Source organism: Tardiphaga alba, from assembly GCF_018279705.1.
Lineage (GTDB): Bacteria > Pseudomonadota > Alphaproteobacteria > Rhizobiales > Xanthobacteraceae > Tardiphaga > Tardiphaga alba.
The window spans coordinates 2,848,021-2,871,849 of sequence record NZ_CP036498.1; the positions used below are offsets into that span (position 1 = coordinate 2,848,021).

The 23,829-nt window shown below is 61.4% G+C and carries 18 protein-coding genes and 3 pseudogenes; 10 read left to right on the top strand and 11 right to left on the bottom strand.

The genetic code is table 11. The features are described 5' to 3' along the window. Positions 1-295: 295 nt before the first annotated feature. Positions 296-1,120, top strand: a complete 825-nt coding sequence (locus RPMA_RS13555) for an alpha/beta fold hydrolase (RefSeq protein WP_211913282.1) — start codon at positions 296-298, stop codon at positions 1,118-1,120. 139 nt (positions 1,121-1,259) lie between these two features. On the opposite strand, the gene purN is transcribed toward RPMA_RS13555, so the two are convergent. Beyond that, complete coding sequence (purN, locus tag RPMA_RS13560) at positions 1,260-1,913, bottom strand: phosphoribosylglycinamide formyltransferase (RefSeq protein ID WP_211913283.1); 654 nt, start codon at positions 1,911-1,913, stop codon at positions 1,260-1,262. Positions 1,914-1,917: 4 nt separating this feature from the next. After that, on the bottom strand, positions 1,918-2,991 hold the full coding sequence (gene purM / locus RPMA_RS13565; protein ID WP_211913284.1) for a phosphoribosylformylglycinamidine cyclo-ligase: 1,074 nt from the start codon (positions 2,989-2,991) through the stop codon (positions 1,918-1,920). A gap of 167 nt (positions 2,992-3,158) precedes the next feature. Between purM and RPMA_RS13570 the strand changes: the two are divergent. From RPMA_RS13570 to ppx, 4 genes and pseudogenes are all read left to right on the top strand, one after another. Further along, positions 3,159-3,712: pseudogene (locus RPMA_RS13570) on the top strand (CDP-alcohol phosphatidyltransferase family protein). Between the two features lie 29 nt (positions 3,713-3,741). Next, the gene (locus tag RPMA_RS13575) at positions 3,742-4,419 is read left to right on the top strand and encodes a P-loop NTPase family protein (RefSeq protein WP_211913285.1); all 678 of its coding nucleotides are present in this window, start codon (positions 3,742-3,744) and stop codon (positions 4,417-4,419) included. A 158-nt stretch (positions 4,420-4,577) separates the two neighbouring features. Next, entirely contained in the window at positions 4,578-6,779 is a 2,202-nt protein-coding gene (locus RPMA_RS13580; protein ID WP_211913286.1) for an RNA degradosome polyphosphate kinase, read from the top strand. Positions 6,780-6,791: 12 nt separating this feature from the next. After that, positions 6,792-8,297, top strand: a complete 1,506-nt coding sequence (gene ppx, locus RPMA_RS13585) for an exopolyphosphatase (protein WP_211913287.1) — start codon at positions 6,792-6,794, stop codon at positions 8,295-8,297. 13 nt (positions 8,298-8,310) lie between these two features. Here ppx and RPMA_RS13590 read toward each other — a convergent pair whose 3' ends face one another. The 3 genes from RPMA_RS13590 to RPMA_RS13600 form a co-directional block, all read right to left on the bottom strand. Then, positions 8,311-9,129: a Bug family tripartite tricarboxylate transporter substrate binding protein gene (locus tag RPMA_RS13590; RefSeq protein ID WP_211913288.1), complete on the bottom strand. Its 819-nt coding sequence runs from the start codon at positions 9,127-9,129 to the stop codon at positions 8,311-8,313. A 197-nt stretch (positions 9,130-9,326) separates the two neighbouring features. Next, on the bottom strand, positions 9,327-9,818 hold the full coding sequence (locus RPMA_RS13595) for a GlcG/HbpS family heme-binding protein (RefSeq protein ID WP_249225665.1): 492 nt from the start codon (positions 9,816-9,818) through the stop codon (positions 9,327-9,329). Beyond that, a complete protein-coding gene (locus RPMA_RS13600; RefSeq protein ID WP_211913289.1) occupies positions 9,815-10,774 on the bottom strand; it encodes a fumarylacetoacetate hydrolase family protein in 960 nt (319 codons plus the stop codon). Before RPMA_RS13600 ends, RPMA_RS13595 begins: the two co-directional genes overlap by 4 nt. A 120-nt stretch (positions 10,775-10,894) precedes the next feature. Between RPMA_RS13600 and RPMA_RS28565 the strand changes: the two are divergent. Both RPMA_RS28565 and RPMA_RS13605 read left to right on the top strand, forming a co-directional pair. Then, a pseudogene (locus RPMA_RS28565) lies at positions 10,895-11,056 on the top strand (GntR family transcriptional regulator); the annotation flags it as partial. Between the two features lie 27 nt (positions 11,057-11,083). Further along, entirely contained in the window at positions 11,084-11,587 is a 504-nt protein-coding gene (locus RPMA_RS13605) for an FCD domain-containing protein (protein ID WP_249225666.1), read from the top strand. On the opposite strand, the gene rnd is transcribed toward RPMA_RS13605, so the two are convergent. The 4 genes and pseudogenes from rnd to RPMA_RS13625 all read right to left on the bottom strand — a co-directional run bounded on the left by rnd (position 11,584) and on the right by RPMA_RS13625 (position 16,596). Then, positions 11,584-12,732, bottom strand: a complete 1,149-nt coding sequence (gene rnd, locus RPMA_RS13610; protein ID WP_211913291.1) for a ribonuclease D — start codon at positions 12,730-12,732, stop codon at positions 11,584-11,586. The genes RPMA_RS13605 and rnd overlap by 4 nt on opposite strands. 101 nt (positions 12,733-12,833) lie before the next feature. Beyond that, positions 12,834-14,309, bottom strand: a complete 1,476-nt coding sequence (locus RPMA_RS13615; protein WP_211913292.1) for a protein adenylyltransferase SelO — start codon at positions 14,307-14,309, stop codon at positions 12,834-12,836. 181 nt (positions 14,310-14,490) lie between these two features. Next, a pseudogene (locus RPMA_RS13620) lies at positions 14,491-16,169 on the bottom strand (methyl-accepting chemotaxis protein). Between the two features lie 262 nt (positions 16,170-16,431). Next, entirely contained in the window at positions 16,432-16,596 is a 165-nt protein-coding gene (locus tag RPMA_RS13625) for a hypothetical protein (protein ID WP_211913293.1), read from the bottom strand. On the opposite strand from RPMA_RS13625, the gene aspS reads away from it, so the two are divergent. Then, complete coding sequence (aspS, locus tag RPMA_RS13630; RefSeq protein ID WP_211913294.1) at positions 16,595-18,367, top strand: aspartate--tRNA ligase; 1,773 nt, start codon at positions 16,595-16,597, stop codon at positions 18,365-18,367. The two genes, RPMA_RS13625 and aspS, sit on opposite strands and share 2 nt — an antisense overlap. A 187-nt stretch (positions 18,368-18,554) precedes the next feature. Here aspS and RPMA_RS13635 read toward each other — a convergent pair whose 3' ends face one another. Then, positions 18,555-20,534, bottom strand: coding sequence for a hypothetical protein (locus RPMA_RS13635; protein WP_211913295.1), 1,980 nt, complete (start codon positions 20,532-20,534; stop codon positions 18,555-18,557). 189 nt (positions 20,535-20,723) lie between these two features. Beyond that, on the bottom strand, positions 20,724-20,867 hold the full coding sequence (locus RPMA_RS13640; protein ID WP_211913296.1) for a hypothetical protein: 144 nt from the start codon (positions 20,865-20,867) through the stop codon (positions 20,724-20,726). On the opposite strand from RPMA_RS13640, the gene RPMA_RS13645 reads away from it, so the two are divergent. Beyond that, positions 20,866-23,175, top strand: coding sequence for an NADP-dependent malic enzyme (locus tag RPMA_RS13645; protein ID WP_211913297.1), 2,310 nt, complete (start codon positions 20,866-20,868; stop codon positions 23,173-23,175). The two genes, RPMA_RS13640 and RPMA_RS13645, sit on opposite strands and share 2 nt — an antisense overlap. Before the next feature lie 143 nt (positions 23,176-23,318). Next, on the top strand, positions 23,319-23,771 hold the full coding sequence (locus RPMA_RS13650; protein ID WP_211913298.1) for a DoxX family protein: 453 nt from the start codon (positions 23,319-23,321) through the stop codon (positions 23,769-23,771). The last annotated feature ends 58 nt before the right edge of the window (positions 23,772-23,829 follow it).

A 23,829-nucleotide genomic window follows, 5' to 3' on the forward strand; every position in this document is an offset into this window, starting at 1 on the left:
GATTGCGCGTCTCGCAATTGAGATGTGTCAATAACTGGACTATACGTACAATAAATATAGGCCAGCAATGACAAAGTGAGGAGTGGTCGCCCTAATTGCGGGCAACCGCTTGCCCGTTCTTTGCGCTAAGCTGGGGCGTACGAATGTCCAAGACGCGGATAGAATACACAAGGTAGTGACGTTACAGCGGCGCCGATTACAGGATTTCTCGTTCGTTCAAGAACTTGTTCTTTGAAGGATTTGCAAACGCCGTCTATCGATCCCATCGGATTCCCAAGCCAGCAAGGAGCGTCAAATGCCGACCATCACCACCAAGGACGGGACGGATATCTTTTACAAGGACTGGGGCACCGGGCAGCCGATCGTCTTCCATCATGGCTGGCCGCTGAGCGCGGACGACTGGGATGCGCAGATGATGTTCTTCCTCAACAACGGCTATCGCGTCATCGCCCATGACCGTCGCGGCCATGGCAGATCCACCCAGACCGCCACCGGCAATGAGATGGACACCTATGCCGTCGATCTGATCGAGCTCACCGACAAGCTTGATCTCAAAGATGCCGTGCATATCGGCCACTCAACCGGCGGCGGCGAGGTTGCGCGCTATGTGGCCCGCGCCAAGAAGGGCCGCGTCGCCAAGGCCGTGCTGATCGGCGCAGTGCCGCCGATCATGCTGAAAACCGAGAAAAACCCGGGCGGCCTGCCGCTCGAAGTGTTTGACGGGTTTCGGGCCGCGCTGGTCGCCAATCGTGCGCAGTTCTATATCGATGTTCCGGCTGGTCCGTTCTACGGCTTCAACCGTCCCGGCGCGAAGATCTCACAGGGGGTCATCGACAACTGGTGGCGACAAGGCATGATCGGTGGCGCCAAGGCGCATTACGATTGCATCAAGGCGTTTTCGGAAACCGACTTCACCGAAGATCTGAAGGCGATCGATGTACCGGTGCTGGTGATGCATGGCGACGACGACCAGATCGTGCCTTACGCGGACTCTGCACCACTGTCGGTCAAGCTGTTGAAAAACGGGACCCTGAAGACCTATCCCGGATTCCCGCATGGCATGTGCACGACCCATGCGGATGTGATTAATCCGGATCTGCTGGCCTTCGTGAAGGGCTGACAAATTTCGTCATTGCGAGCCCTGACGAATTGCAAAGCAATTCGTTTGGGCGAAACAATCCAGAAAGCCCAGAGCTGGATTGCTTCGTCGCTTCGCTAAGGGGAAAGCCGAAGGCTTTCCCTGACCTCGCAATGAAGGCTCAAATCACCATCGGTGCGATCAGGCTGTCGTCTGCATCGACGCCGGCGGTGCTGGTCGTCACGTCGCCATCGATCTTGATACCGTCAGTCGCCAGCAGGCGGAGCGCCTGCGGATAGATCTGGTGCTCGACGCCGAGCACGCGCGCTGCCAGCGTTTCCGATGTGTCGTCGGGAGCGACGGGCACGGCGCCCTGCATCACGATCGGGCCGGCGTCGGTTTCCGGGATCACGAAATGCACGGTGGCGCCGGAGATCTTCACGCCGGCACGCAGCGCCTGGCCGTGTGGGTCGAGGCCGGGGAAGGATGGCAGCAGCGACGGGTGGATGTTCAGCATCCGGCCATACCAGTGCTGCACGAATTCGGCGGTGAACAGGCGCATGAAGCCGGCGAGGCAGATCACTTCGATCTTGTGCTCATCGAGTGCTGCCTGCAGCAATTTCTCGAAGCCGGCGCGGTCCTTGCCGAATGGCTTGCTCTCGATCACCAGCGTCTTGATGCCATTGGCCTCTGCATTGGCGAGGCCCGGGGCGTCGGCGCGGTTGGAGATCACGAGCGCGATCTCCGCGGGGAAGCCATCGGCAGCGGCGGCTTCGATCAGCGCGGACATGTTCGATCCGCGGCCGGAAATCAGGATGGCGACGGGACGCATCATGGCCTCACAGTTTCAGGTCGAGATGCCCGTCATAGACCACGCGCTCGTCGCCCTTGGCTTCGATCACATCGCCGAGCAGCGAAACGGTTTCGCCGCTCTCGCGCAGGATATCCATCACCTGCTGGACAGCCTCGCGCTTGACGATGGCGATCATGCCGATGCCGCAATTGAAGGTGCGCAGCAGTTCGAGTTCGGCGATGTCGCCTTCGGCGGCGAGCCACTTGAAGACGGGCAGGACGGTGAGGGCAGGCAGATCGATGCGAACGCCGAGCCCCGACGGCAGTACGCGCGGGATATTGTCGGTGAAGCCGCCGCCGGTGATATGGGCGAGGCCCTTCACGGCGCCGGTCTCGCGGATCGCGCGTAGGCAGGATTTCACATAGAGCTTGGTCGGGGTTAGCAGCGCCCCGCCCAGCGTCATCACGGGGGAGAACGGCGCCTTGTCGGCATAGGACAGGCCGGTGCGCTCGACGATCTTGCGGACCAGCGAGAAGCCGTTGGAGTGGACACCCGACGAGGCCAGGCCGATCACGGCATCGCCGACCGCCATGTCCTTGGTGGGGAGAAGGGTGCCCCGCTCGGCCGCGCCGACGGAGAAGCCGCCGAGGTCATAGTCGCCGTCCTTGTAGAGGCCGGGCATCTCCGCGGTCTCGCCACCGATCAGGGCACAGCCGGACTCGCGGCAGCCTTCGGCGATACCGGCGACGATCGATGCAGTGGCTTCCGGGTCTAGCTTGCCGCAGGCGAAATAGTCGAGGAAGAACAGCGGCTCGGCGCCCTGGACGACGAGGTCATTCACCGACATGGCGACGAGGTCGATGCCGATCCCGTTATGGACATTGGCCTCGATGGCGATCTTGACCTTGGTGCCGACACCGTCTGTGGCCGCCACCAGGATCGGGTCTTTGAAGCCGGCTGCCTTGAGGTCGAACAATCCGCCAAAGCCGCCGATCTCGGCATCGGCGCCGGGGCGGGCGGTGGCGCGCACCATCGGCTTGATGAGGTCCACCAGGCGATTGCCCGCATCGATATCGACGCCTGCATCCGCGTAAGTGAGGCCTTTTTTCTGGTCGGTCATGCCCGGTATCCTGGCGAACTGCGAAATTGTGAATTTTCCGCTGGTTACGTCGGAAATTGCAGACGCGCAATGGCTCGTAAACGCTATCCCGGCTACTATCTAGGCGGTTAGCCGGTCAGAGCCGCCACGCTCGGATTTTGGCAGGAGCCGAAGCCGGAAAACACCAGTTGAGCATCCCGAACATCATCACTCTGGGCCGCATCCTGCTGGTTCCCATCGTCGTCTGGGCGATCGCATCCGGCCAGATGGAGATCGCTTTTGCGGTTTTTGTCATTGCCGGCGTCAGCGATGCCGTGGACGGCTTCCTCGCCAAGCGCTTCAACATGGCCAGCGAGCTCGGGGCCTTGCTTGATCCGCTGGCTGACAAGGCGCTGCTCGTCTCGATCTATGTGTCCCTGGGGATATGGGGGCAGTGCCGCGCTGGCTCGTGATTCTGGTGGTGTCGCGGGATATCATGATCGTGGGGGCCGTGATCGTCTCTTGGCTGTTCGGCAAGCCGATCCCCATGAAGCCTCTGATGGTGTCGAAGCTCAATACGGTCGCGCAGGTCGCGTTCGCCGCTTTGGTTCTCGCTGCCCTCGGATTTGGTTTCAAATCCTCGCCTTACGATTTGATTTTAATGGGTTTTGTGACTGTCCTGACTCTCGCTTCCGTCAGCCTTTACCTGGTCGAGTGGGTGAGGCACATGAGCACGATCGAGACGGGCGCGCGCCCTGAGTAATTGCCGGTCACCCGGCCTGGAGTATCTGCGTGGCTGTCCGCGTCCAACCCCGTCAACTCGCATTTGCCCTGCCACACGCAGAGAGCCTGTCACGCGACGATTTTCTGGAAGGCTCGGCCAATGCCGAAGCGCTGGGACTGGTCGATGGTTGGCCGGACTGGCCCAACCGGGTGATGGTGCTGGTCGGGCCGGAAGGCGCCGGCAAGAGCCATCTGGCGGCGATCTGGGCCGAGCAGGCCGGTGCGCGATCGACTACGGTACAGTCGCTGACGGCGGCCACAGTGCCGGCAGCGCTGGTGACCGGCGCGGTCGTGGTGGAAGACCTTCAGGCCGGCTGCTTCGACGAGCGCGCACTATTCCACCTGCTCAATCTGGCGCGGGAGGATGAGGCCCACGTGCTGATCACCGCCCGTATCGCCCCGGCGGCCATGGAGATCGATCTGCGCGACCTCCGGTCACGGCTGCGGGCGCTGCCGGTCGTTCACCTGAAAGCGCCAGATGACCATCTTTTCAGGGCATTGATCGTGAAATTGTGCGCCGACCGCCAATTGTCCATCGACGAGAATGTGGTGAATTACGTCGCCAGCCGGATCGAACGGTCTTTTGCTGCGGCGCGGCGGACGGTCGAGCTGCTCGATGCCGAAGCCTTGCGTCTCGGGCGCCCTGTGACACGTGCATTGGCCGCGGAACTGCTTCGCGATTCCTGACATTTGTCCAGGTAGAATGGTGCGCGTGAGCCGCATTGCGCCTTGACGGGACAGCATTGCGGTTTCTCAATGTCATCGAACTGTCACGCAACTAACACATTGTCCGCGTCGATCGGCTGATACGTCGGCCTTGCTTGAACAGGATGGATTACAACCTGATGGATTCCGCGGAAGAGATTGTGATTGAAGAGAAAAAGGGCGAAGCGAAGCTGGCGGAGGCGATCGCTTCCGGACCGGAGCGTTTCATCAATCGCGAACTCTCCTGGCTCCATTTCAATCGTCGCGTCCTCGAGGAATCGGTCAATCCCGGTCACCCCGCACTGGAGCGGGTTCGCTTCCTGTCGATCTCTGCGAACAATCTCGACGAATTTTTCATGGTTCGCGTCGCCGGTATCAAGGCGCAGGTCCGTGAAGGCATAAGCGAGCGTAGCCCGGACGGATTGACCCCGTCCGAACAGCTCGTGCTGATCAACAATGCCGTGTCCAAACTGGCGACCGACCAGCAAGCGATCTGGCGGGATCAGCGAAGCATGCTCGCCGATGTCGGTATCGTGCTGCTCGACGGCAAGGACGTCAGCAAGGCCGAACGGACCTGGATCGAAGATCACTTCCTGCACAATATCTTCCCGCTGCTGACGCCGCTGGCCATCGATCCCGCGCATCCATTCCCGTTCATCCCCAGCCTCGGTTTCACCATCGCGCTGCATCTGTCGCGCGTCGCCGACGGCAAGACGATGAACGCCCTGATCCGCATGCCCGGCAAGATCGATCGCTTCATTCGTTTGCCAAGCCCAGGCAAGAACGGCGAAGTCCGACTCATCACGCTGGAGCAGGCCACGGGTCTGTTCATCGGCCGTCTCTTCCCCGGCTATGTGGTGCAGGGGCAGGGCGCGTTCCGCATCATCCGCGACAGCGAACTCGAAGTGGAAGAAGAGGCGGAGGATCTCGTTCGCCTGTTCGAAACGGCATTGAAGCGCCGCCGCCGCGGTTCGGTGATCCGGCTTGAAATCGAAGCGACCATGCCGGTCGAATTGCGTGCTTTCGTGCAACGTGCGCTGGCGACGTCGGACGACGAGATTCTGCTGGTCGATGGCATTCTCGCCATGAACGAGGTGTCGCAGCTGACGCGCCTCGATCGCCCGGACTTGGAATTCGTGCCTTATGTGCCGCGCCATCCCGAGCGCGTGCGCGATCATGGTGGCGATATCTTTGCGGCAATCCGCCAGAAGGACCTGGTGGTTCACCACCCGTATGAATCCTTCGATGTGGTCGTCCAGTTTCTGCAGCAGGCGGCGCGCGACCCGGATGTGGTCGCGATCAAGCAGACGCTGTATCGCACCTCCAACAATTCACCGATCGTTCGTACGCTGGTGGAAGCCGCCGAAGCCGGCAAGTCGGTGACGGCACTGGTCGAGTTGCGTGCGCGTTTCGACGAAGAAGCGAATATCCGCTGGGCACGCGATCTCGAACGTGCCGGCGTTCAGGTGGTCTATGGCTTCCTCGAACTGAAGACACACGCCAAGCTTTCGCTCGTGGTGCGCCGCGAAGGTGGTGCGCTCACCACCTATGTGCATACCGGCACCGGCAACTATCATCCGGTCACCGCGCGCATCTATACCGATCTGTCTTACTTCACGTCCGATCCGATCATCGGCCGCGATGTGGCGCGCGTGTTTAATTACATCACCGGTTACGCCGAGCCGAGCGACATCGAGAAAATGGCGGTTTCGCCATTGACGCTGCGCAAGCAGATGATTGACCACATCCGTGGCGAAGCGGAATTCGCACGGGCCGGCAAGCCCGCTGCGATCTGGCTTAAGATGAATGCGCTGGTCGATCCCGGCATTATCGATGCGCTTTACGAAGCATCGAAGGCGGGGGTTTCCATCGAACTCATCATTCGCGGTATTTGTTGCCTGCGGCCCGGAGTTCCCGGCCTGTCGGAGAACATCCGCGTCAAGTCGATCATCGGTCGATTCCTGGAACATTGCCGCATTTACTGCTTCGGCATGGGACACGGCCTGCCGAGCCCGAAGGCGATGATCTACATCTCATCGGCTGACATGATGCCGCGCAACCTGGACCGTCGCGTCGAAGTTCTGTGCCCGTTGCAGAACCCGACGGTGCATACGCAGGTGCTCGAGCAGATTATGGTCGCGAATCTGAAGGACAACGAACAGAGCTGGCAATTGTTGCCCGATGGGTCGTCAACGCGTATGAAGGCCGCGAAGGGCGAGGAGCCCTTCAACGTGCATAATTACTTCATGACGAATCCGAGTCTGTCTGGCCGTGGAAAGTCGCTTGAGAAATCATCGCCGCGGCGGCTCACGCGCCGCTCAGAACGCCAGCAGTCGTCGTAAGGATACCAACTCGTGGTAGCGCGTGCGCTTCAACGCGCCTCCAGTGTCGCAGTCATCGATATCGGTTCGAATTCCGTTCGTCTCGTCGTCTATGAATCGCTGACGCGCAGTCTCGTCACGATCTTCAACGAGAAGGCCTTGTGCGGTCTCGGCCGCGAGGTGCAGAGCACCGGCCTGCTCGCGAAGGACGCCGTCGACAAGGCACTGGTGGCGCTTCGGCGTTTCCGTGCGCTCTGCAAGATCATGAAGGTCGGTCGCGTCTACGCGATCGCGACGGCGGCAGCGCGCGATGCCAGTAATGGTCCGGACTTCATCGCCGCCGCAGAGAAGATCTGCGGTTGCGAGATCCAGATCATTTCCGGCCCGCGTGAAGCCAAGCTGTCCGCGCTGGGCGTGATCTCAGGCGTGCACAAGCCGAATGGTCTGGTCGGCGACATGGGCGGTGGTTCGCTCGAACTCGTCGATGTGCGCGGCAATGCGGTCAGACAGGGCATCACACTGCCGCTCGGTGGTCTTGCCCTGCAGGACACATCGAAGGATTCGCCGAAGCGGGCCGAGCGTATTGTCACCAAGGCATTTGCAGACGTGGAGCAGCTCAAGGCGTGCGCCGGGCGTAACTTCTACGCGGTGGGTGGCACATGGCGTGCGCTGGCGCGGCTGCACATCCTGCAGAGCGGTTATCCGCTCAAAGTCATGCACGGCTACACCATCCCGGCGGCTGATGCGCTGAGCTTTGTGCGTCGTGTACGTCGCTTCGCATCCGCCAATGTGCTTGCCGATATCGAGACAATCACCGAAGCGCGGCAACCGCTGCTGATCTACGCCGCGCTGCTGCTCGAACACATCATTCGCATCGGCAAGCCGAAAGCTATCGTGTTCTCGACCTACGGTGTCCGCGAAGGCCTGTTTTACGAGATGCTGTCTCCGGCGCAGCGTGCGCAGGATGGTCTGGTGGGCGCAGCCGAGGTCATGAACCAGCTCCATTCACGCTCGGCGCGCCATGCGCAGGAGCTCAGTGACTGGAGCGATCACTTCGTGCGCATCGCGAAGCTTCCTGAGACCGAAGACGATCGCCGGCTCCGCCGCGTCGCCTGCCTGCTGTCGGATATCGGCTGGCGCGTGCATCCCGATCATCGCGGCGAGCAAACGCTGCATCTGATCACCAATGGCAATTTCGGCTCCATCGATCATCATGGCCGCGCCTTCCTGGCGCTGTGTGTCTATTATCGATATGCCGGTTTCAGCGCGGAGAATGAGCCGCCGGACATCGTCCGGGCTCTGGTGACGCCAGCGCAGGTGGAGCGCGCGCGTTTACTCGGGGCACTGTTCCGTGTGGCCCATCTGATCTCGGCCGCGCAGCCGGGCGTGTTGCCAGCCGCGCGTTTCACGGTGCAGGATCGCAAGATGATGCTCGTGTTCGAGCACCGTCTCGTCGATCTCGTCGCTGACCGCGTCGGCAGCCGTTTCAAGCAGCTGGCACGCCTAGTCGGCAAGTCCGGGTCGATCGTCAGACGCTAGGCCTGACGGGACGTCAGTCGATCTTGACGCCGGCAGCCTCGACGACTGGTTTGAACCGCGCGCGTTCCTTTTCGATGAAAGCACGGGCAGAGGCCGGCGTGGAATCGGTGATCGGATCTATTCCGATCTTGCGAAGCTGCTCGCCAAACGTCTTGTCGGTAACAACGGTCATCGTGGCAGCGTGCAACTTCGCGATGACGGGCTCGGGCGTTCCGGCAGGCGCTGCAACCAATGCCCAGAGACCGGCTTCAAATCCGCTCGTGCCGAGCGCTTCATCGACGGTCGGGATGTCGGGGGCGAGGTCCGATCGTTTGGCGGATGCGACGGCGAGGATGCGAACATTGTTGGCGCGAAACTGTTGCAGTGACGTGCCAACCGTATCGACCACCATGCCGATCTGATTGCCGAGCAGATCGTTCATCGCCGGCGCCGATCCCTTGTACGGGACGTGACCGATATCGAGCTTTCCTGCGGTGACTTTGAACATCTCTCCGGTCAGATGCAAAAACGTACCGGTGCCCGGTGAGCCATATTGCAGCTTTCCAGGATTGGCCTTCACGGCGGCGACCAGGTCCTTGAGCGTTGCTGGCTGCGATGGATTGACCACGATCGCCGCGGGCGCGGTGCCCACGATGGCAACGGGTGCAAAATCCTTCACGGAGTCATATTGCGCATTCTTCGACAGCAGATTGTAGAGGGCATGAGTTGACGTCGTGCCGAAGAGCAATGTGTAACCATCGGCCGGAGCGCGCGCGACTTCCGTCGATCCGATAGCGCCCGCGGCGCCTGCCTTGTTCTCGACGACCATTTGTTGACGCAGGGCGATGGACATGCGCTCGGCATATTGCCGGCGAAAACGTCGGTCGGTCCACCCGCCGCGAATGGCACGATCAGCTTAATTGCGCGGTTCGGATAGGAATCTTGCGCCAGACCGGGTGCAGAACTGGCCGCAAGAAAGAAGGCGGCAATCGCTAGTTTCTTCATGACGTCCCCCATGTGTTTATTCGTTATTGTGTTTATTCGGTATTGTCAGAGACCCGCATCGCGCCAGTTGTCCGCGGGCTGTTCAGGATGCGGTTTCAGATTGCTTCGTTGAATGGCGGTGACGGCCGCATATTCATCCTTGTCGGATGCATCGCCGCTGATCCCGATCGCGCCGATCACGTCATTCTGGTCGTCGAGCACGAGAACGCCTCCGGGCACGGGAATAAATCGGCCGTCAGATGCTGCCGCAAGGGCGCTCTGAAAGGCCGGACGCTCCCGCAGACGGTCCCGGATCGTACGGCTGGAGATACCCATCCCAAGCGCACCCCACGCTTTGCCGATCGCGATATCGCCGCGCAAGATTCCCGAGCCGTCCTCTCGCTTGAGGACGACAAGAACGCCGCCGGCATCCAGCACGGCCACGGTCAACGGCAGCAATCCCGCTTCATGGCCGACGGCGAGTGCCTCATTCGCCAGCTTTTCAGCGGTCGCCAAGGGCATCGACACCTTCAAGCGGTGTACATAGTAGTCGCTCACGCGGTGATCCCCCGATTTGCGGACGTCAGCCTAGTGGCCGACGCGATTTTCCAACGTTCCAACCTGTTCGATCTCGCAGGTGACGACGTCGCCACCCTGAAGCGGGCGAGGGGCGTCATGGCATAGCCCACGCCAGATGGCGTTCCGGTCGCGATCACGTCGCCGGGCTCCAGCGTCAGGCCGAGCGAGAGTTCGCTGATGATGCGCGCGATCGGAAAAATCATGTGTTTGGTGTTCGAGCTTTGCCGAACTTCGCCGTTCACCTTCAAAGAGAGATCGAGCGCCTGCGGATCCTGAACGTCGCTGCGTTCAACCACCCACGGTCCCATCGGGCAGGTCCCGTCGAGACCCTTGCCCTTGAACCATTGATCATGCCGGCGCTGAACGTCGCGGCCGGTCACGTCGTTGATGATGGTGAAGCCGAAGATGTGGTCGAGCGCCGTTTCGATCGGGATGTTGACGCCGCCGCGGCCGATCACGATGGCGAGTTCGACTTCATAGTCGAGCATCGCGGTGACATTGGCGTGCAGGGGGATGGTTGCGCCTGCGCCGATCACCGCCGTCCGCGGCTTGGTGAAGAATTGCGGATATTCGGGAAGCTTCACTTCGGTGCCGCGAGCTCTGTAACCCTCGTTCACATGCTCGATGTAATTCCGTCCGACGCAGAAGACGTTCTTGCGCGGTGTAGGAATTGGCGCCTGCAGTTTGACATCCGACAGTTTGCCGATGGCGCCTTGCAATTGACCGGCCTCGGCCTGGGCCACGAGTTGTCTTGTCGCCTGAAGGCCCGCATCGCCGGCTTCGATCAGTGCAATCAAGTCCTTGAAGATTTCCGGCGTGGTCGAAGTTGCGTCTGTTGCGAGGGATTGTGCGTGGGCCAGATCCACAAACCTGCCATCGCCGATCACGACACCCAGGCGACTGTTGCCACCCACCAGCACGGAAACAAACTTCATGATCCCTCCAAAAAATGTATTTTCAAGACGGTATTGTCAAATAAATCGATTTTCAATCTATTTCGGCGGGAAGGTGTGTTATTTCAATGAGCGGTTTTGCTGATGATTTGAGGGGACGAAATGGCTGCGAATGACCAGGAAGGAGCTGGCACACTGGCGACGCTGGCCTATACGCAGCTCCGTCAGGATCTCATTTATGGAACGTTCGATCGCGGTTCGAAGCTGCGGATACGATCGCTTTGCGAGCGATATGGCATCGGATTGAATCCGCTCCGCGAGGCGTTGAACCGGTTGTCGAGCGAGGGTCTCGTGGTCCAGTCGGACCAGCGCGGCTTCCAGGTGGCCGAGCTCAGTGGTTCTGATCTCGACGAACTGACGAAAGCCCGCTGTTGGCTTGACGGGCAGGCGCTACGGGAGTCGATCGAAAAGGGAGGCGCCGATTGGGAAGAGCGGGTGTTGCTGGCCTATCATCGCCTGTCCCGTATTCCGCGATATCTCGAGGGACAGTCGGCGACCCGAAATGCCGAATGGGAGCACGCGCACAAGGAATTTCACGCCAGCCTGCTGTCGGCATGCGGCACGAAATGGATCGAGGGCTTTTGCGATCAGATGTTCGACGCCGCCGAGCGCTATCGGCATGCCGCGCGCATCGCCAGTTCGACCAATCGCGGGGATCTGGACGAACATCGCGCGATCATGGAAGCGGCGGTGGCGCGTCAGGCTGACACGGCCGTCGCATTGCTGCAGCAGCACTTCCAGACGACGTCCGACCTTGTTCGAAAAGTCTTTAACAGCAGCGAGCGAGCGGACTAGCTCCGCTCGACGCGGATGACGCGGCCTTTTTCCATCGCCAGAGCAAGACGACCATGCTTCAGCGCGAGCGCGTCCTTGCCGAACAGCTCATGCCGCCAGCCCTGTAGCGCGCCGACATCGGCATTGTCGTTGATGGCGATCTGTTCGAGATCGTCCACGGTGGCGATCACCTTACTGGCGACGGCGTGACGCTCGGAGGTCATGCGCAGCAGAACTTTCAATAGCTCGACTGTGGCTGCGCCATTTCCATTGCCGCGCGGCTTTTCCAGCTTCGGCAGAGTGTTGGGATCGCGATCGATGCCGCGCCGGATGGCGGCAAGGATATCGCTGCCCCACTTCGAACGTTCAAAGCCTTTCGGCAGCGAGCGCAGGTTTGCGAGCTTCTCCAGCGAGGTCGGCGCGTGGGTGGCGATATCGCCGACAGCATCGTCCTTGAGGACGCGCGACCGCGGCACATCGCGGCTCTGCGCTTCCTGCTCGCGCCAGGCGGCCACTTCCATCAGCACCGCCAGCTCCTTCGGCTTGCGGACGCGGGTCTTGAGACGCTCCCAGGCGCGCTCGGGATGGAAGTCATAGGTCTTCGGCGAGGTGAGGATCTTCATCTCCTCGCTCACCCAGTCGCTGCGATTGCGCTTCTTCAGATCCGCATCGAGCTTGGCGAACACATCGCGCAGATGGGTCACGTCCGAGACGGCGTAGTGCAACTGCTCTTCGGTCAGCGGACGGCGCGACCAGTCGGTGAAGCGATGTGTCTTGTCCGGGCGATGGCCGGTGACGCGCTCGACGAGCTGGTCATAGGCGATGCTGTCGCCATAGCCGAGGACCATGGCCGCGACCTGTGTATCGAAGATCGGATGCGGCACCACGCCATTGCGGTGGACCATGATCTCGATGTCCTGCCGCGCGGCATGGAAGACCTTCAGCACGGCTTCGTTGTTCATCAGCGCGAAGAACGGCGCGAGATCGATGCCTTCGGCGAGGGTGTCAACGACCACGGCATCATCCGCGCTGGCCATCTGCACGACGCAGAGCAGGGGATAGTAGGTGGTCTCGCGGAGGAATTCCGTATCGACGGTGATGACCGGATGCTGGGCGAGGCGCTCACAGGCGGCGGCGAGTTGGTCGGTGGTGGTGATCAGTTCCATGGATGGTCCATAACGCTTTTATAAAAGGCGTTCGGCCCAAAACGCTGGTGAGTCAAGGGAATCCCGCAGATTTGAGGTCTGCGAGAGTAAAAAACGGGTAATCAGGTGCCGCAGAATGTGCGTAACACGCGCTCGTCCATCGCTGGTGGATCGGCATATTCTGCCATCAGCGGTTGATCTTCATAGGGTTTTGCCAGCACCGCGACGAGTTTCTCGAACGGCGCGAAGTCGTCGGCCAGAGCCGCCTGGATCGCCGCTTCGATACGGTGATTGCGGGGGATGAATGCCGGATTGACGGCGTTCATGGCCTTCTCTCGCGCCGCACCATCCTCGGACTCATGGCCGAGTCGCTGCCGCCACTTGGCTGCCCATTCGTCAAAGGCGGCGGGATTGGTGAACTGGCCGCGAACATCGGCGTCCTTCGCCGGGTCAGCAGCCGCGGCGCCGAGATGGCGGAAGGTGTTGGTGAAATCAGCCTGATTGGCTGTCATCGCGACCAGCAGGTCCTGCACGAGCGTCTCGTCATCGGGCTGTGTCGTGAACAGACCGATCTTCTTGCGCAGACCACCCTGATAAGCGTCGTTGAAGATGTCGGTGAACGCGCCGAGCGCATTCTGCGCGATGTCGATGGCGGTCTTCTCGTCGCTGTCGATCAATGGCAGCAGCGTCTCGGCAAAGCGCGTCAGATTCCACAGCGCGATGCGTGGCTGGTTGGCATAGGCATAGCGGCCCATTTCGTCGATGGAGCTGTAAACCGTCGCCGGATTGTACTCATCCATGAAGGCGCAGGGGCCGTAGTCGATGGTCTCGCCAGCGATGGAGCAGTTGTCGGTGTTCATCACGCCGTGGATGAAGCCCACATGCAGCCAGCGCGCGACAAGCTCCGCCTGCCGTCTGATCACGGCATCGAGCAGGGCGCGATAGGGATGCTCGGCCTTTGCGATGTCCGGATAGTGCCGCTTGATGACGTGATCGGCGAGATGCCTGAGCGCGTCGATATCCTGTCGCGCGGCAAAGAACTGGAAGGTGCCGACACGAATATGGCTCGACGCCACGCGCGTCAGCACGGCGCCGGGCAGCATCGTCTCGCGCTGGACTTTCTCGCCGGTGATGACTGCCGCGAGCGAACGCGTGGTCGGAATGCCGAGCGCAAACATTGCTTCACTGACGATGTATTCGCGCAGCACCGGGCCAAGCGCTGCACGGCCGTCGCCGCGGCGCGAGAATGGTGTTGGCCCCGAACCTTTGAGCTGGATGTCGCGGCGGGCGCCGTCGCTGTCGATGACTTCGCCGAGCAGGATCGCGCGGCCGTCGCCGAGCTGGGCGACGAAGTTACCGAACTGGTGTCCGGCATAGGCCATGGCAATGGGATCGGCGCCATCGGGCACGCGCTTGCCGGCAAGGACATCCACGCCCTCGTTGCTGGCGAGCCATTCCGGATCGAGCTTGAGCTGTTTGGCGAGCGCCGTGTTCAGCTTGATGAGCCGCGGCGCGTTCACCGGCGTCGGTGCGACGCGGGCGAAGAAATTGGCGGGCAGGGCCGCGTAGCTGTTATCGAAGGGGAAGTGAACTGTCATGGCCTTAAGATAGGCCAGCGTGAGGGTTTGGCAACTACACCCATTCTCAGTGTCATCACCCGCGAAAGCGGGTGATCCAGTATGCGGCGTAGTTCCAGTGTATTCTTTGTCGTTTGAGATTACTGGGTCACCCGCTCCACGCGCGCAATTGCGCGCCTGGGCGGGTGACGACAGTTGAGTGTCAAGCAGCCCGAACCGTATCGAGGAACTTATCGACTTCGCCCTTCAGGCGGTTGCTTTCCAGCGAGAGCGACTGTGCAGCAGCGAGCACCTGGGTCGAGGCGGAGCCGGTTTCCGCGGCGCCGCGATTGACCTCGGTGACCTCGTTGGCGACCTGGCCGGAGAGCTGGGCGGACTGCTGGACATTGCGCGCGATTTCCTGAGTCGCCGCGCCCTGTTCCTCGACCGCGGCTGCGATCGCCGAGGACACTTCCGAAATCAGCGTGATGGTCGCGCCGATTTCCTTGATGGTTTCAACGGTCTCGGAGCTCGCGGCCTGCATGCCGGCGATCTGGGTCGAGATTTCGTCGGTGGCCTTGGCGGTCTGCGAGGCGAGGGCCTTCACTTCGGCGGCGACCACCGCAAAACCACGGCCAGCTTCACCGGCGCGGGCGGCTTCGATGGTGGCGTTGAGCGCGAGCAGGTTGGTCTGCTCTGCCACAGCGGTGATCAACTTGACGACATCGTCGATGCGGGCGGTGGCCTGGCTCAGCCTTGCGATGCTGGCATTGGTCTTCTCGGCCTGTTGAACCGCCGTCGCAGCGATGCGGTTCGACTCGGTCACCTGGCGACCGATCTCGTTGACCGACGAGGTGATCTCCTCTGTCGCGGCAGCAACCGACTGAACATTCTGCGACACTTCGGTCGAGGCGGATGCCGCCGACCCCGACAGGGTCATCGTCACATCCGACGTGCGGGTCAACGTCGTGGCCGAGGCTTCAAGTTCGGTCGAGGCCGACGACAGCGAGTTCACCAACTCGCCGATCATGGCTTCGAAATTGCGGGTCGCAGAATTGATGGTCTCGGCACGTGCAGCCTTCACCTTGGCTTCGGCGCCTGCAGCTTCGTCGGAGGCGCGCTTGGCGATCAACGCATTCTTGAAGATCTGCAACGCGCTGGCGATACGGCCGATTTCCGTGGTCTCGCCCTGATGCGGAATGCCGACATCGAGCTCGCCGTCGGTGAGTTTGCCCATCGGATTGAGGATCGACGAGATGCCGCCGGAGATGTCGCGAACGAGGTAGACGGCAGCGCCGATGCCGGCAACGACCGCGGCGGCGAGGATCGCGATCATCATCCAGATCGAGTTCGCGTAAGTGGCGTCGGCATGCGCGCCGGCTTCGCCCGCGCCCTTGTCATTCATCTCGGTCAGTTTGGCGAGAGTGCCGTCCATGGCGCGGCCGGTCGGCACGACCTTCTTGGCATTGATGTCCTTGGCGGCGTTCATGTCGCCCTTAGTCGCGAGGGCCTGAACGTCGGCTGCGGCGGTGATGAACTCGTTCCATTCCTTGGTGAGCTTGTCGGCGAGTTCGCGTTCGGCCGGCGAAGAGACGAGGGGGCGTAGGCTTTGGCGGCCTTGTCGAAGTCGGCCTTGCGGGCGGCGAGGTTCTTGTCCACGTCGGGGCGGTCCGCATCGGTCACGATCAGGTGGTCGCGCAGAACGGCGCGGAAGCGGGCCGACTGCACGCGCATCTCGCCGATCCAGCGGACGCTGGGCAGCCAGGAGTCCTTGATGTCGTGGGTCGCTGCATTCATGGCGCGCATCTGGAACACCGCTAGACCGCCAATGGCGGCAATCGCGACAAACAGAAAGGCGACGATGACAAAGAGCTTGGTGCTGATGGAGTATCGGGCGAGCACGGACGTATTCCTCGGTTTGAGCTGCCGTTGTCCAGATGGGTCCGGATGGGCAGCGGGCAATGAATGCAGCAAGTTCCAGCTGAAGAGCCTGCCTTCAAAATGGGCAGGTTTCATATGGATGACACTGAGGAGTTCCCGTTGATGTTCGGTAAATTTTTATGCAATTGGCTCTAAGTCTTTGTCTTTGTCGCAGTTTTTCTCATCTCCAGATGATTTATGTCACCTTGGCGCAGCCTAAGAGTGTGTTCGCTTGGCGGACGTCTCAGAGCTGCATGATGGCGTTCTGCCCGAATTCGGTCAGGCCGTTCGCGAGGGTTGACGTTCCGGCGGATTGGTTGCCGCGCTTGATCCGGTCGGGTAAACCCTGCGCTTCGCGCCCTTGGGGCGACGTCGATTCTGACCTCTGAAGCACTTCCAGGATAATCATGCATCGCTACCGGTCTCACACCTGCGGCGCGCTCCGCGACAGCCATATCGATCAGACCGTGCGCCTGTCCGGCTGGTGCCATCGTATTCGCGACCATGGCGGCGTGCTCTTCATCGACCTGCGCGACCATTACGGCCTGACCCAGTGTGTCGCCGATCCGGATTCACCGGCCTTCAAGATCGCCGAAACGCTGCGTTCGGAATGGGTTGTGCGCATCGACGGCAAGGTGCGCCGTCGCCCTGAAGGCACCAACAACGACGAATTGCCGACCGGCGCCGTCGAAATCTATATCGACGAGATCGAAGTGCTCGGCCCGGCCGCTGAACTGCCGCTGCCGGTGTTCGGCGATCAGGAATATCCGGAAGACATCCGCCTGAAATACAGGTTCTTGGACCTGCGCCGCGAGAAGCTGCACCAGAACATCATGACCCGCGGCGCCATCATCGACAGCATGCGCCGTCGCATGAAGGAGGGCGGCTTCTTCGAATTCCAGACGCCGATCCTCACCGCGTCGTCGCCGGAGGGTGCACGCGACTTCCTGGTGCCGTCGCGCATCCATCCCGGCAAGTTCTACGCGTTGCCGCAGGCGCCGCAGCAGTACAAGCAGCTGCTGATGATGTCGGGCTTCGATCGTTACTTCCAGATCGCGCCATGCTTCCGCGACGAAGACCCGCGCGCCGATCGTCTGCCCGGCGAATTCTACCAGCTCGATCTCGAAATGAGCTTCATCGAGCAGGAAGACGTCTTCGCCGCGATGGAGCCGGTGATCACCGGCATCTTCGAGGAGTTCGCGAACGGCAAGCCGGTCAGCAAGGACTGGCCGCGCATTCCTTACGCCGAAGCGATCCGCAAATACGGCAGCGACAAGCCGGACCTGCGTAATCCGCTGGTCATGCAGGACGTCTCCGAGCATTTCCGCGGTTCGGGCTTCAAGGTCTTCGCGCGCATGCTCGAAGATCCGAAGAACCAGGTCTGGGCCATTCCCGGTCCGACCGGCGGCAGCCGCGCATTCTGCGATCGCATGAATTCCTGGGCGCAGGGCGAAGGTCAGCCTGGTCTTGGCTACATCATGTGGCGCGAGAACAATGAGGGCGCAGGCCCGATCGCCAACAATATCGGTCCCGAGCGTGCGGAAGCCGTCCGTGCCGCGCTTGGCCTGAAGGCCGGAGATGCCGCGTTCTTCGTCGCGGGTGATCCCGAGAAGTTCTACAAGTTCGCCGGTCTCGCCCGTAACAAGGTGGCTGACGATCTGAACCTCGCGGACAAGGAGCAGTTCAAGCTCGCCTGGATCGTCGACTTCCCGATGTTCGAATACAACGAGGACGACAAGAAGGTCGACTTCGCGCACAACCCGTTCTCGATGCCGCAGGGCGGTCTCGATGCGCTCAACGGGCAGGACCCGCTGACCATCCGCGCCTTCCAGTACGACATCGCCTGCAACGGTTTCGAGATCGCTTCGGGTGGCATCCGCAATCACAAGCCGGAAGCCATGGTGAAGGCGTTCGAGATCGCCGGCTACGGCGAGGAGACGGTGATCGAACGCTTCGGCGGCATGTATCGCGCGTTCCAGTATGGCGCGCCGCCGCATGGTGGCATGGCTGCTGGCGTCGACCGCATTGTGATGCTGCTCTGTGGCACTAACAATCTGCGCGAGATCTCGCTGTTCCCGATGAACCAGCGTGCGGAAGATCTTTTGATGGGGGCGCCGTCGGAAGCCTCGCCCAAGCAGCTGCGCGAAGCTCACATCCGGCTGAACCTTCCGGAGAAGTAAGCTCTGCGCTTGCGTCCTTCAACTCTCCCCCGCGCGAAGCGAAGCTTCGCTAGAGGGAGAGGTCGCGCGTTCTTACGCGCGGGTGAGGGGCTTGTGACGTCGGAGTTTGGGGCTCCCCCTCACCCGAAATCTACGCTGCGCTTCGATTTCGACCTCTCCCCGGAGGGGAGAGGTGAAGCTAGAAGCACTACTTGTTCTGAATATCGATATCGAACAGCGAGAACATCGCCGACGGATCGTTCTTCGTCAGTTCGATGAACTGCAGCACCGGCAATTTCGCGCGCGGCGTGATCTTCAGCGCCAGTGTGCCATTCGGCTTTTCGATAAACGAGGCAACCGCGTCGGCGAGACGACCCGAAACCGGGTCGTCATTTCCGGCCGCGCGGCCCTTCGTGCGAATCTCGTTGGCGAGCGTCGACCGCGCCTGTTCGGTCGAGATATTCTGCTTGCGGGCATATTGAGCGATCGACAGATCGACGGCGCCGAGATCACGTCCCACGATTTCAATGGCGCCATATTCGATCGGCAAGGCCGCCATCATCGCGCGTTGCGGATCGGTGGTGAATAGATCACGCTGGACATTGTCGAGCGATGTCTTCGCATTGATGGCGAACAGCTTGCCGATCTCGAAAGTGCCGGGCGTCAGCACCAGCTTCTTCTCGCTCTCGTTCCAAGCAATTCCGACATCCATATCAGCCGTGGCTTCGGTGATGCCGACATCGCGCAACAGCGTGAAGGGCTCTCCGTCCTTCTCTTCCAGCGGCCCGGTCATTTTGAGCTTGAGATTGATCTTGCTCGGAATCGAGCCAACGAACTGCCCCCAGCTCAGGCTCGCATTGTGCAGCGTGATCAGCTTGCCGCTGTTCTTGTGGGGCGCCACCATGTCCCTGAGTTCGATGCTCTCCAGCGCTTTCAACATGCCGACGACGCTGTCGGTGGACGGCGTTGTGCCGAGCGCCGCCATTTGCGACGTCTGGCGCATCAGGCCGGAGAAATCGAAGCCCTTGAGCGCGAAGCGGCCGAGCTTGAATGGGCCTTCCTTCGTCGTGCCGTCGAGACCTTCGATGGCGAACTCACCGACCTTGCCGCGATCGAGATTGAAGCGCATGGCGGCGAGCTTGATCGGACCGTCAGGTGTCTGGACGGACAGGCCGAGCATCTCGGCATTGTCGATCTGGATGCCCTCATAGGTCGAAGCCACGGTCTCGATCATGGCGCGAGTCTTGGCGGGATCGACGCGCGCGCCCGTGGCCGGCAATACGGCGAGCAACTCCTGCATTTTGAATTTGGCGGGCTGGATCTTCATGTCGCCCATGCGGATGCCGTCGATGCGGAACGAGGGGCCGTTATCTGATGTCAGCGTATAGGCGCCGGTGCTGACCTGGCCCTGGATGCGATAGAACTTCTCATCGCTCGCATGAGCGGGATCGAGCACGGTGGCCGCTGCTGCGGCATCGAAATCCTTTGCCGTGATATCGACGATCTCGCCGGTCATCCGCACCGACTTGCGGGGCTGTGCGACGCTCATTGCCACATTGACGCGGCTCGCATGCGTGGTGGCGACCTTGCCGTCCTTGATGTCGCGGATGGTCAGGTCCGAATAGACATAATCGGCGCCGCCGGGCAGCGCCGTGCCCTTCGCCGCCACTGTCACGGTGGGGGCCGTCATCGCGCGTGCCGAGACGGCGGCGAATTGAGTGAGGCCGGCCCGATACATGTCGAGCGGCGAGGTCACCTTGGTGCCCTCCGGCATCCGCGTCGGGCCGGAATAATCGGCTATCTCGAAGCGGGGCGCCTTGACCGTGACGTCGAGGCCGCCCGCGGGCGCGATCGCGCCGCTGGCGTCGATGTCGGTGAGGACAATGTTGTCGGCCTTGAAGGTCGATCCGCTGTCGAGCCCGATGCCCGATGCGGTGAAGCTGGCGACCTTGATCTTGGCCGGCTGCGGCGCCGTGAATTCCACGGCGATATCGGAAAGTGTGACGTTGCGCGTCCACAGGCTGAAGGCGAGGTCGCCATGCTTGGCCTGTCCGCCGCCCGCGCGGATCTGCGCGAAATTGGTTTCGATCTCACCGGCGATGCGGTGCTTGATATAGGCTTCAGTGCCGAAATAGCCGCCGACAGCAGCAACAGCGGCCACGCCGAGGCCGATGACAGTTTTTGACATGAGGAAACTCCGTTAGCGGGCTATGCGGCGCATAAATGCCTGACTTCGCCAGGTATCGCATCGCGGCGCGGGAGCAGCGTCGGATACATTTGGCGTTGCAGCATCAAGGTACCCATTTTTGTTGAGGGCGGGCAAGGCAGTCTTTCCTAAGACGCGCGATCAGGCAGTTGGGTTCGAAGACGGAAAACGTCAATTTTCCATCGGCGAGAGGACGTCTGACATGCGTCCGGAAGCGGTTGCGCCAATGCCGTCCGGCGGGATAGACATCGCGCTGAATCCGCCGAACGACCCTTTTATCCTGTCCGTACCGTTCGGCCCGACCGGAGCGCTCATGTCCTCTCCTTCCTCCGAAGAATTGTCCCGCGCAGCGCTCGCTTATCATCGCCTGCCGAAGCCGGGTAAGCTCGAAATCCAGGCGACCAAGCCGCTCGCCAACCAGCGCGACCTCGCGCTTGCTTATTCGCCCGGCGTTGCCGCGCCTTGCATGGCCATTGCCGCCGATCCGAACGAGGCGGCATCGCTGACTTCGCGTGCCAATCTCGTTGCGGTGGTCTCGAACGGCACCGCGGTGCTCGGTCTCGGCAATATCGGCCCGCTGGCGTCGAAACCCGTCATGGAGGGCAAGGCCGTCCTGTTCAAGAAATTCGCCGGCATCGATGTGTTCGACATCGAAATCGCCGCCGACACCATCGAGCGCGTGGTCGAGACCGTCTCGGCGCTGGAGCCGACCTTTGGCGGCATCAACCTCGAAGACATCAAGGGACCCGAGTGTTTCGAGATCGAGGCGCAGCTCAAGGAGCGCATGAAGATCCCGGTCTTCCATGACGACCAGCATGGCACCGCCATCATCGTCGGCGCCGCGATCAAGAATGCGCTGCTGCTGAACGGCAAGAAACTGCCGGATGTGAAGATCGTCTGCTCGGGCGCTGGCGCCGCGGCGATCGCCTGTCTGAACCTGCTGGTGTCGCTCGGCGCCAAGCGCGAAAACATCTGGGTCTGCGACATCGACGGCGTCGTGCATGAAGGCCGCAACACGCTGATGGATCGCTGGAAGGCGGTCTACGCGCAGAAGACCGACGCGCGCACCCTCGGTGACGTGATCGGCGGCGCCGATATCTTCCTCGGCGTCTCCGCACCGAACGTGCTGAAGCCCGAGATGGTCAAGGCAATGGCCGACAAGCCGTTGGTGCTGGCGCTTGCCAATCCGACCCCGGAAATCATGCCGGACGAAGCGCGCAAGGCGCGTCCGGATGCGATGATCTGCACCGGTCGTTCGGACTTCCCGAACCAGGTGAACAACGTTCTCTGCTTCCCCTTCATCTTCCGCGGTGCGCTGGATTGCGGCGCCACTGCGATCAATGAAGCGATGAAGCATGCGGCCGTGGATGCCATCGCGCAGCTTGCGCAGGACCCGCCGTCGGATGCCGTGCATGCCGGTTTCGAGAGCGAGACGCAGGGCTTTGGTCCGGGCTCGCTGATCCCGTCGCCATTCGATCCGCGCCTGATCCTGCGCATCGCGCCGGCCGTCGCCAAGGCGGCGATGGAATCCGGTGTCGCGTCGCGCCCGATCGCCAATTTCGACGAATACACCGCCAATCTCGAGCGCTTTGCATTCCGTTCGGGCCTCGTGATGAAGCCCGTTTTCGCCAAGGCGAAGACGCAGCCTGTCCGCGTGATCTATGCGGAAGGCGAGGACGAGCGCGTGCTGCGCGCTGTGCAGGTCGTGCTGGAAGAGAAGCTGGCGCGTCCGATCCTGGTCGGTCGTCCGTCGGTTGTGGAAGCGCGCATCAAGCGCTTCGGTCTGTCGATCAAGGCCGGGCAGGACTTCGACCTCATCAATCCCGAGGACGATCCGCGCTATCGCTCCTATGTGCAGTCCTACATCGATGTCGCCGGTCGTCGCGGCGTCACGCCGGATGTTGCCCGTACGGTCGTTCGCACCAATGCGACGGTCATCGCAGCACTAGCCGTGATCCGCGGTGAAGCCGATGCGATGATCTGCGGCATCGAAGGTCGCTTCATGAGCCATCTGCGCCATGTGCGCGAGATCATCGGCTTCCTGCCGGGTGTCAGCGACTTCGCAGCGCTGTCGCTGATGATCACCAGCAAGGGCGCGCATTTCATCGCCGACACGCAGGTGCGCCCGAATCCGAGCGCGGAAGAACTCGCGGAGATCGCGGCACTGGCGTCGAACCATGTGCAGCGCTTTGCCATGAAGCCGAAGATCGCTTTCGTCTCGCATTCGGATTTCGGCAGCTACGATACGGACTCCTCCCGCAAGATGCGCCGCGCCGCTGCGCTGCTGCGTGAGAAGCATCCGGAGATTGAGTCCGACGGTGAAATGCAGGGCGATACCGCATTGTCCGAGGCGGCCCGCAAGATGGTGCTGCCGCATTCGAAGCTCGAAGGTGCAGCGAATGTCCTGATTATGCCGACGCTGGATGCCGCCAATGTCGCCTATCAGATGATCAAGACGCTGGCCGATGCGCTGCCGGTCGGCCCGATCCTGATCGGCCCGGCACGTCCGGCGCATATCCTGACCCAGGGCGTGACCGCGCGCGGCATCCTCAACATGACCGCAGTTGCCGCGGTTGAGGCGCAGGAACGGGCAGGGCGGTCGCAGGCCAATCTGTTCGGCTGAAACCGAACCATCACTGCAGCATTGACGACAAATGGATGACTTCAACGAAGTCGTCCATTTGAGCGTTTGAAAAAGCGACGGGATTGATCATACTCGCCGCAGTTTCAAGTCGCAGTCATTGCAGTTCCGTGGGGCTTTCACACATGCCGGCATTTATTACTTTCGGGCGAATCCTGTTCGCCGTGATCTTCATTGCTTCCGGTGTGTCCAAGTTCATCGACCTGTCGGCGGCGGCGGACATGATCGCCAACAAGGTCATTCCGACCATACCGGCCGATCTATTGCCTTACACGCAGCAGCTCGAACAACTGGCCAAGATGGAGCTGAAGCAAATCCTGGCGATTGCCGTCGCGGCATTGGAACTGCTCGGCGGCATCATGATCGCGCTGAATTTTGGTGCGCGATTCTTCGCTCTTGTCCTCGTGCTGTTCGTGATGGCGGCGACGTTCTATTTCCACGATTTCTGGAATCTCACCGGCGCCGAGGCCAAGGGCCAGATGATCCATGCGCTGAAGAACCTGTCGCTGATCGGCGGTCTCTTCATCATCGCAGGGATCGGCAAGGGGCCGCGCATGGATGGCTATCACGAGGCGTGAGCTCTGCCTGTAGAATCTAGGGCGGATGAGGCGAAGCCGTCATCCGCCGTTCTTCGCC

Coding starts and splice junctions, on each gene's coding strand:
- RPMA_RS13555 (WP_211913282.1), top strand. CDS start 296: ATGCCGACCATCACCACCAAGGACGGGACGGATATCTTTTACAAGGAC.
- purN (WP_211913283.1), bottom strand. CDS start 1,913: ATGATGCGTCCCGTCGCCATCCTGATTTCCGGCCGCGGATCGAACATG.
- purM (WP_211913284.1), bottom strand. CDS start 2,991: ATGACCGACCAGAAAAAAGGCCTCACTTACGCGGATGCAGGCGTCGAT.
- RPMA_RS13580 (WP_211913286.1), top strand. CDS start 4,578: ATGGATTCCGCGGAAGAGATTGTGATTGAAGAGAAAAAGGGCGAAGCG.
- RPMA_RS13590 (WP_211913288.1), bottom strand. CDS start 9,129: ATGTCCATCGCCCTGCGTCAACAAATGGTCGTCGAGAACAAGGCAGGC.
- RPMA_RS13600 (WP_211913289.1), bottom strand. CDS start 10,774: ATGAAGTTTGTTTCCGTGCTGGTGGGTGGCAACAGTCGCCTGGGTGTC.
- rnd (WP_211913291.1), bottom strand. CDS start 12,732: ATGGAACTGATCACCACCACCGACCAACTCGCCGCCGCCTGTGAGCGC.
- RPMA_RS13615 (WP_211913292.1), bottom strand. CDS start 14,309: ATGACAGTTCACTTCCCCTTCGATAACAGCTACGCGGCCCTGCCCGCC.
- aspS (WP_211913294.1), top strand. CDS start 16,595: ATGCATCGCTACCGGTCTCACACCTGCGGCGCGCTCCGCGACAGCCAT.
- RPMA_RS13625 (WP_211913293.1), bottom strand. CDS start 16,596: ATGATTATCCTGGAAGTGCTTCAGAGGTCAGAATCGACGTCGCCCCAA.
- RPMA_RS13635 (WP_211913295.1), bottom strand. CDS start 20,534: ATGTCAAAAACTGTCATCGGCCTCGGCGTGGCCGCTGTTGCTGCTGTC.
- RPMA_RS13645 (WP_211913297.1), top strand. CDS start 20,866: ATGTCCTCTCCTTCCTCCGAAGAATTGTCCCGCGCAGCGCTCGCTTAT.
- RPMA_RS13640 (WP_211913296.1), bottom strand. CDS start 20,867: ATGAGCGCTCCGGTCGGGCCGAACGGTACGGACAGGATAAAAGGGTCG.
- RPMA_RS13650 (WP_211913298.1), top strand. CDS start 23,319: ATGCCGGCATTTATTACTTTCGGGCGAATCCTGTTCGCCGTGATCTTC.